At 64.5% G+C, this 8,103-nt stretch carries 8 protein-coding genes; 7 read left to right on the top strand and 1 reads right to left on the bottom strand.

Annotated features, from left to right (window positions below; translation table 11 throughout):
- Positions 1 to 189 (bottom strand): helix-turn-helix domain-containing protein (locus DYI24_RS16360; protein WP_164573048.1); only part of this gene is annotated, 189 nt, incomplete at its 3' end.
- 359 nt (positions 190 to 548) lie between these two features.
- On the opposite strand from DYI24_RS16360, the gene DYI24_RS16355 reads away from it, so the two are divergent.
- The 7 genes from DYI24_RS16355 to DYI24_RS16325 all read left to right on the top strand — a co-directional run.
- Entirely contained in the window at positions 549 to 1,907 is a 1,359-nt protein-coding gene (locus DYI24_RS16355; protein ID WP_107343154.1) for an aromatic ring-hydroxylating dioxygenase subunit alpha, read from the top strand.
- 31 nt (positions 1,908 to 1,938) lie between these two features.
- Positions 1,939 to 3,369 (top strand): glutamine synthetase family protein, encoded by a 1,431-nt coding sequence (locus DYI24_RS16350; protein ID WP_107343155.1) that lies wholly within the window; start codon positions 1,939 to 1,941, stop codon positions 3,367 to 3,369.
- Between the two features lie 46 nt (positions 3,370 to 3,415).
- Positions 3,416 to 4,588 carry an ABC transporter substrate-binding protein gene (locus DYI24_RS16345; protein WP_107343156.1) on the top strand — a complete coding sequence of 391 codons (1,173 nt, stop codon included), beginning with the start codon at positions 3,416 to 3,418 and terminating at the stop codon, positions 4,586 to 4,588.
- A 375-nt stretch (positions 4,589 to 4,963) separates the two neighbouring features.
- The gene (locus tag DYI24_RS16340; RefSeq protein ID WP_107343157.1) at positions 4,964 to 5,830 is read left to right on the top strand and encodes a branched-chain amino acid ABC transporter permease; all 867 of its coding nucleotides are present in this window, start codon (positions 4,964 to 4,966) and stop codon (positions 5,828 to 5,830) included.
- Position 5,831: 1 nt separating this feature from the next.
- Positions 5,832 to 6,830 carry a branched-chain amino acid ABC transporter permease gene (locus DYI24_RS16335; RefSeq protein ID WP_164573047.1) on the top strand — a complete coding sequence of 333 codons (999 nt, stop codon included), beginning with the start codon at positions 5,832 to 5,834 and terminating at the stop codon, positions 6,828 to 6,830.
- Complete coding sequence (locus DYI24_RS16330; RefSeq protein WP_164573046.1) at positions 6,827 to 7,591, top strand: ABC transporter ATP-binding protein; 765 nt, start codon at positions 6,827 to 6,829, stop codon at positions 7,589 to 7,591. Before DYI24_RS16335 ends, DYI24_RS16330 begins: the two co-directional genes overlap by 4 nt.
- A partial coding sequence (locus DYI24_RS16325; protein ID WP_164573045.1) for an ABC transporter ATP-binding protein occupies positions 7,572 to 8,103 on the top strand: 532 nt, incomplete at its 3' end. The genes DYI24_RS16330 and DYI24_RS16325, both read left to right, overlap by 20 nt.

The following is an 8,103-nucleotide window of genomic DNA, read 5'->3' as shown; positions in this document are numbered from 1 at the left end:
CTGCAGCGTCAGCAGGATGCGCCGCGCGGTGGCGCGCGGCAGGCCGCACGCCTTGGCGACATCGCTCAGCGTCATCGGCCGCTTCTCGGCGCCGAATGCTTCGATCACCCGCAGGCCGCGCGACAGGCTTTCGATGAACTCGGCACCCTCGCTTGGCACATCGTCGGCGGCTCGTTTCAGTTTGGGCATGCGGGTACTTCGGTGTGGGGTTGAGGCGGGGTGCTGACGGCGGGCGCCGCGACCTTTGAGCGCTGAGCTATACGATTGTTCGCTCAACGAACACAAGTTCGCCGGCAACTAAGGCGGCTGCCATCCTCATAGGCACGGAACGCGGAGAATTTGTTCTTGCCTGAAATGCTCTTTAGAGGCAGTTTCATTCGAAACGAACGAATGTTCGTCTATCGAACGTTTTGTTGCGCAGGGCGGATGATGGTCAGGATCAATTCGAGCGGCTATGGCACCGGCCAGCTGTTGCGCTCGCTGACCCGCGATCGCTCCTGCGCTCACAACAAGCGGCCCGTCGAGGCTGCGCGAAGGAGGCCAACGCCATGATGAGCCAGGAACAGAATGATCTGATCACCCGGGTCGGGCCGGGGACGCCGTGCGGCAAGCTGATGCGCGCCTATTGGCAGCCGGCGGCGCTGGTCGATGAGTTGGAGGGCGCACGCCCGATCAAGCCGGTGCGGCTGCTCGGCGAAGACTTCGTGTTGTTCAAGGACGAGACCGGCCGCTATGGCCTGATCGATCGCGATTGCCCGCATCGCGGCGCCGATCTCGCGTTCGGGCGGCTGGAGAACGGCGGCCTGCGCTGTGCCTTCCACGGTTGGCTGTTCGATGTCGACGGCAACTGCATCGACACCCCCGCCGAGCCGGCCGGCTCGCCGCTGTGCAAGAACATCAAGCAGCGCGCGTTTCCGGTGGTCGCGAAGGGCGGCATTCTGTGGGCCTATCTCGGCGCGGGCGAGCCGCCGGCGTTTCCGGAGATCGATTGCTTCATCGCGCCCGACACCCATGTGTTCGCGTTCAAGGGGCTGATGGAATGCAACTGGCTGCAGGCGCTGGAGGTCGGCATCGATCCGGCGCACGCCTCGTTCCTGCACCGCTTCTTCGAGGATGAGGACACTTCGCAGGCCTACGGCAAGCAATTCCGCGGCGCATCTGCCGGCAGCGATCTGCCGATGACCAAGGTGCTGCGCGAATACGATCGCCCGATCATCAATGTCGAACACACCGAATACGGCCTGCGGCTGATCGCGCTGCGCGAGATCGACGACGAGCGCACCCACGTTCGCGTCACCAATCAGTTGTTCCCGCACGGCTTCGTCATCCCGATGAGCACCGAGATGACGATCACGCAATGGCACGTCCCGGTCGACGATACCAACTGCTACTGGTACGCGATTTTCACCAGCTATGCTGCGCCGGTCGACAAGGTGAAGATGCGCGATCAGCGCCTCGAACTGTACGAGCTGCCGGACTACAAGTCGCGCCGCAACAAGACCAACGATTACGGTTTCGATCCGCACGAGCAGGCGACGTCGACCTACACCGGCATGGGTCTCGACATCAACGTTCACGATCAGTGGGCGGTGGAGTCGATGGGCGCGATCCAGGATCGCACCCGCGAACATCTCGGGCAGTCCGACAAGGCGATCATTCAGTATCGTCGGCTGCTGCGGCAGGAGATCGAAAAGGCCGCCTCCGGCGCCAAGCCGCTATTGGCGCTCGACGAGGCCGCGGCCCGCGCGATCCAGGGGCCGGCCACGATGGACGGCATCGGCCCGAGCCGCGGCTGGGAAACCTATTGGATGGAGGTCGACGTCAAGCGTCGCCGCGGCGCGCCGTGGGCCGCGCCGGTGCCGTCCGAGATCGCGGCGAAGGTGCCGCATCTGACGGCAGCAGAATGAGACGGCGCGGCAACGGATCGAGGATCGAACGTTGAGTCTGGTTGAGAAGTACGGCCTCTGGTCCGACGAGCAGATCGAAGCAGCGGCGCGGGTACGGCGGATCGCCGAAGAACAGGGGCTCGAGACCATTCGGTTCTCGTTCCCCGATCAGCACGGCATCCTGCGCGGCAAGACGTTGATCGCCGCCGAAGCGCTGAGCTGTCTCGACAGCGGCGCTTCGATCACCACCACGATGCTGTGCAAGGACACCTCGCATCGCACCGTGTTTCCGGTGTTCAAGGCCGGCGGCGGCTTCGGCATCAAGGAGATGGAAGGCGGCGCCGACGCCATCATGCTGCCTGATCCGACCACCTTCCGCGTCCTGCCCTGGGCGCCGAAGACCGGCTGGGTGCTGTGCGATCTGTATTTCGGCAATGGTCAGCCGGTGCCGTTCGCAACGCGCGGCCTCTACCGGTCGGTGCTGAAGCAACTCGCCGATCGCGGCTACGACTACATGGCCGGGCTCGAAGTCGAATTTCACGTCTTCAAGCTCGAAGACGTGATGATGTCGCCGGAGCACGCCGGCCAGCCCGGCGAGCCGCCGAGCGTCAGCCTGCTGTCGCACGGCTATCAGTATCTCACCGAGCAGCGCTACGATCAGATCGAGCCGGTGCTCGACCTGATCCGTCACGACGTGATGGCACTCGGCCTGCCGCTGCGCTCGATGGAAGTCGAGTTCGGGCCGAGCCAGTGCGAATTCACCTTCCAGCCCACCGTCGGGCTGATGCCTGCGGACCTGATGGTGCTGTTCCGCAGCGCGGTGAAGCAGATCTGCCGCCGCCACGGTTACCACGCCACCTTCATGTGCCGGCCGAAGATTCCCAACGTGGTGTCGTCGGGCTGGCACCTGCATCAGTCGCTGGTGTCGCGGACCGACGGCAGCAACGCCTTCGTGTCGCAGACCGACGTGTTGTCCGATCTCGGCAGACACTATCTCGCCGGTCTGTTGCATCACGCCCGCGCCGCGACGGTGTTCACTACGCCCACGATCAACGGCTACAAGCGCTATCGCTCGTATTCGCTGGCGCCGGATCGCGCGATCTGGGGCCGCGACAATCGCGGCGTGATGATCCGCGTCCTCGGCGGTCCCGGCGACCGCGCCACCCGGATGGAGAACCGGGTCGGCGAGCCGGCGGCCAATCCGTATCTGTATATGGCCTCGCAAATCCTGTCCGGCCTCGACGGCGTCGACCGCAAGCTCGATCCGGGTCCTTCGGCGGACACACCCTACGAGACCCAGGCGGACCTGCTGCCGAAGTCCCTGCGCGAGGCGATCTTCGCGCTGCGCGACGATCCGTTCTTCCGCACCACCATGGGCGACGGGTTCATCGACTACTACACCTTCATCAAGAATGCCGAGATCGAGCGTTTCCAGGCGGAAGTCACCGAGTGGGAGCAGCGCGAATATTTCGAGATGTTCTAGCGATCAGCGGCACCAATTTCGTCAGCCAGAGGAGAGGAAGCACAACATGAAGGGACTTCGATCGGTCTGCGCGGCCGCGGCCTTGTCGTTCGTCGCGGCAGGCGCCCACGCCGACACCATCAAGGTCGGCGTGATCGGCACCATGTCCGGGCCATACGCGCTGTTCGGCCAGAACTTCAAAATGGGCATCGACGCCTGGGTCGCCGAGCACGGCAACAAGGTCGGCGGCCACACCGTCGAGTTCGTCTATCGCGACGAGGTCTCGCCCAATCCGGCGCAGTCCAAGGCGCTGGCGCAGGAGCTGATCGTCAAGGAGAAGGTGCAGTACATCGCCGGCCTGTACTTCACGCCGAACGCGATGGCGGTGGCGCCGCTGCTGCAGGAAGCCAAGGTGCCGATGGTGGTGCTGAACGCGGCGACCTCCTCGATCACCGAAAAGAGCCCTTACATCGTCCGCACCTCGTTCACGATGTTCCAGAACACCGTGCCCGCCGCCAAGGTCGCCAAGCAGAAGGGCGCCAAGAAGGTCGCGATCGCCGTCAGCGATTACGGTCCGGGCATCGACGCCGAGACCGCGTTCAAGAAGACCTTCGAGGCCGAAGGCGGCAGCGTCGTCGAGGCGATCCGGATGCCGCTCGCCACCACCGACTTTGGCCCGATCATGCAGCGGATCAAGGATTCCGGCGCCGACATGATCTTCACCTTCCTGCCGGCCGGTCCGCCGACCCTCGGTTTCGTCAAGGCCTACATCGACAACGGCCTCAAGGCGGGCGGCGTCAAGCTGATGTCGACCGGCGACGTAGTGACGGAGCCCGATCTGCCGAACATCGGCGATTCCGGCATCGGCATCCTGTCGACCTATCACTACGCGGTGTCGCACGACTCGCCCGAGAACAAGGCGTTCCTGGCCCAGCTCGAAAAGGGTGGCGCCAAGCTCAGCGACGTCACCATGACCTCGGTCGCGGCCTATGACGGTGCCCGTCTGATCTACAAGATGATCGAGGCCACCGGCGGCAAGCAGGATCCCGAGAAGGCGGTCAAGGCTGTCGAAGGCATGAAGTGGACCAGCCCGCGCGGCCCGGTGTCGATCGATCCGACCACCCGCCACATCACCCAGAGCGTCTATCTGCGCGAAGTGGAAAAGAAGGACGGCAAGCTGATCAACAAGGAGATCGAGACCTTCAAGGATCAGCCGGACTGGGGACTTGTTAAGCAGTAAGCCGAAACTTTGAGCCCTTCGCGCCTTCGTTCGTGACTTGGCGCGGAGGGCTCCGGTCGACTAGATCGGTTCAGTTCGTCGTAGAATCAGGCTGGCTGTCGGGCTGGTTGCCGCGACCACCACCTCATGGTGAGGAGGCGCGAAGCGCCGTCTCGAACCATGGGCCGCAAGGAACGCGTGGCCCCATCCTTCGAGACGCCCGGCTTCGCCGGGCTCCTCAGGATGAGGACACAGTGCAATGTGGAATGGGCGATAGCGCCTCGATCAATCGGTGAGGCGCTCTTGCAAAGCGGCGTGAAGTCGAGTCGGGAGTGAGATTGTGAAGGCTGGATCCAATCGAACGGAATCGGCGTCGTCCGCGCCAGCGGCCCTGTGATGAGGACGATTCTCGGAATCCTGCCGGACGCACTGGCCTACGGCATGGTGCTGTTCACGATCTCGATCGGCCTGTCGATCATGATGGGCCTGATGCGGGTGGTCAATCTCGCACACGGCGCGTTCGCGATGATCGGCGGCTACCTCGCCTCGTTCGCGCTGACCTCGCTCGGCGTATCCTATCCGATCGCCATCCTGATCGCTGTGATCGGTGCGGTGATCATCTCGGTGCCGTTCGAATTTCTGCTGTACCGGCGGATCTATCGTCGCTCCGATGAACTGACCCAGATCCTGCTGACGATCGGCATCACCTTTTTCATCGTCGGCATCGCCAACTACATTTTCGGCCCGACTTCGAAGCCGATCCCACTGCCGGAGATGCTGAAGGGACCGTTCGATCTCGGCTTTCGCATGATCCCGGCGCACCGGCTGTTCGTGATCGGCTGCGGTGTCGTGACTGCGGTGGCATTGTGGCTGATGATCGAGAAGACCGAGTTTGGCGTCAGGCTGCGCGCGGCCGTCGACAACGGCGATATGGCTGAGGCGCTCGGTATCCGCACCCAGATCGTCTATTCGGCAACCTTCGCGCTGGCCGTCGGCCTCGCCGCGTTTGGTGGCGTGGTCGGCGCCGAGCTGCTGCCGGTCGAGCCGTTCTACGCGCTGCGCTACATGGTGACCTTCCTGGTCGTGGTTTCGGTCGGCGGCGCCGGCTCCGTCACCGGTGCGATGGCGGCGTCGCTGCTGCTCGGCCTCGCCGACACCACCGGCAAATATCTGGCGCCCGAGTTCGGCGAGTTCTTTTTCTATGTCGCGGTGATTGTGATCGTTTACGTGTTCCCGCACGGCCTGTTCGGAAAGGCGCACTAAGATGGCGACCTTGTCCGTCACCGCTGCGCCGTCGGCCTGGGCCGGTCTTCGCAACGACCTGATCGCCGCCGCGGTGATCGCCGTGCTCGGAGCGATCGGGTATTTCGTCTATCCCGACGATCTCGCCTTCCTGATCCGGGTGATCGGCCTCGCCTTCCTGGTGATCTCGCTGGATCTTGTCACGGGTTATTGCGGCGTCGCCACGCTCGGCCATGCGGCGCTGTTCGGCGTCGGCGCCTATGCGGCCGGCAATTTCTGTCTCGCCGGCATCACCGATCCGATCCTGATGCTGCTGATCGGTGCGCTTGCCGGCACCGCCACCGGGCTGGTCTCGGGCCTGCTGGTGACACGCTTCCGCGGTCTGCCTCAGCTCGTGCTGTCGATCGCGTTCGGCCAGCTCGTCGCCGCGCTCGCCAACAAGCTGTCGTCGATCACCGGCGGCAGCGATGGCCTCGCCGGCATCTCGCCGAGCCCGGTGTTTGGAATCTTCAACTTCGATATGTTCGGCCGCACCGGCTACGTGTTCTCGGTGATCGTGCTGTTGGTGACGATGGTGACTCTGCTGCGGTTCGCCCGCTCGCCGTTCGCGCTGATGTGCCGTGCCATCAAGGACGACACGCTGCGGACGCGGATGATCGGCGTTTCGGTGTATCCGCGGCTGGTGGTGATGTACTGCGTCGCCGGCGCAGTTGCGGGTCTCGGCGGTGCGCTGACCGCGATTAATACCGGCGTGGTCGGCCTCGACAGCGTCGGCTTCGAACGCTCCGCCGAAGCACTGATCATGCTGATCCTCGGCGGCGCGGGCAATCTGTGGGGCGCGTTGATCGGCGCGATCCTGTTCGAGCTGTTTCACCACTACGTCTCGACCGCGAGCCCGTTCCACTGGATGATCCTGGTCGGCGTGCTGTTGATCGTAGTGGTGCTGTTCTTCCCCAAGGGGCTGGTCAATGAAGTGACCCGGCGGATCGGCGATTTCCGGCAGGCGAGGGCGGCGCGATGACGACCCTGCTCGAGGTCCAGCGTTTGTCGAAATCGTTCGGCGGTCTGCGTGTCACCGACGACGTCTCCTTCTCGCTGTCGAGCGGCGATCGCGTCGCGCTGATCGGGCCGAACGGCGCCGGCAAGACCACGCTGGTCAATCAGCTCTCCGGAGACCTGGCGCCGTCCGACGGCCGTATCCTGCTGGCGGGCCAGGACGTCACCACCGCGTCGATCCCTGAGCGCGTCCGCGGCGGCTTGGTACGCACCTTCCAGGTGACGCGGCTGTTCACCAGCCTCACGGTCGCCGAGAACGTCGCGCTGGCGGTGATGCAGCGCCGCGGCCTGACCAAGCGGATGTTCTCCTCGGTGATGGATAAGGCCGACGTCCGTGACGAGTGGCAAAGCGTGCTGAGCCTGCTCGGCATCGGACATCTGGCGACGACGCCGGTGACCAAGCTGGCTTACGGCCAGCAGCGGCTGCTCGATCTGGCGATCGGTCTTGCCATGAAGCCGCGGGTGCTGGTGCTGGATGAGCCGGCGGCCGGCGTGCCGCACGACGAGTCGCCGCGGATTCTCGAAGCGATCGGCCGGATGTCGCCGGAGATCGCGATCCTGATGATCGAGCACGACATGGATCTGGTGTTCAAATTTGCGAGGCGCGTGCTGGTGCTGGCGAACGGCGCGCTGATCTTCGAAGGCACGCCCGCCGAGGTGAAGGAAAACGACGCCGTCCGTGCGGCCTATCTGGGAAACTATGCCGATGCCCGCCGCACGTCTTGAGGTTCAAGGTCTCGCGGCCGGCTACGGCTCGGTGAGCATCCTCAGCGACATCAGCTTTGCAGTGCCGGCAGGCGGGCGGCTGACCGTGCTTGGCCGCAACGGTGTCGGCAAGACCACGCTGCTGGCGACGCTGATGGGACTGACCACCCACAAGGGCGGGACGGTTCGGGTCGGCGAGCGCGAGGTGACGGGGCTGAAGACCTATGCGCGGGCCGCCGCAGGGCTCGGCTACGTGCCGCAGACTCGCGACGTGTTTCGCTCGCTCACCGTCGAGGAAAACCTGTTCACCGGACTTAAGGGCCGGCCGCGGTCCGAACTCGAGTCGGTGTACGCGATGTTCCCGCGCCTTGCGGAGCGCCGCAACCACGGCGGCATGCAGCTCTCCGGCGGCGAGCAACAGATGCTGTCGCTGGCGCGCACGCTGCTCGGCAAGCCGACCGTGCTGCTGCTCGACGAGCCGCTCGAGGGCCTCGCGCCGGTGATCTGCGATCAACTGATGGAGACCATCGTCA

The organism is Rhodopseudomonas sp. BR0C11 (genome assembly GCF_010820945.1).
Taxonomy (GTDB): Bacteria; Pseudomonadota; Alphaproteobacteria; order Rhizobiales; family Xanthobacteraceae; genus Rhodopseudomonas; species Rhodopseudomonas palustris_H.
This window is presented reverse-complemented; position numbering and strand designations above follow the sequence as displayed.

Bases quoted from the DNA above. Each gene is read 5' to 3' on its own strand.
- DYI24_RS16355 (WP_107343154.1), top strand. From the start codon at position 549: ATGATGAGCCAGGAACAGAATGATCTGATCACCCGGGTCGGGCCGGGG.
- DYI24_RS16345 (WP_107343156.1), top strand. From the start codon at position 3,416: ATGAAGGGACTTCGATCGGTCTGCGCGGCCGCGGCCTTGTCGTTCGTC.
- DYI24_RS16340 (WP_107343157.1), top strand. From the start codon at position 4,964: ATGAGGACGATTCTCGGAATCCTGCCGGACGCACTGGCCTACGGCATG.
- DYI24_RS16335 (WP_164573047.1), top strand. From the start codon at position 5,832: ATGGCGACCTTGTCCGTCACCGCTGCGCCGTCGGCCTGGGCCGGTCTT.
- DYI24_RS16330 (WP_164573046.1), top strand. From the start codon at position 6,827: ATGACGACCCTGCTCGAGGTCCAGCGTTTGTCGAAATCGTTCGGCGGT.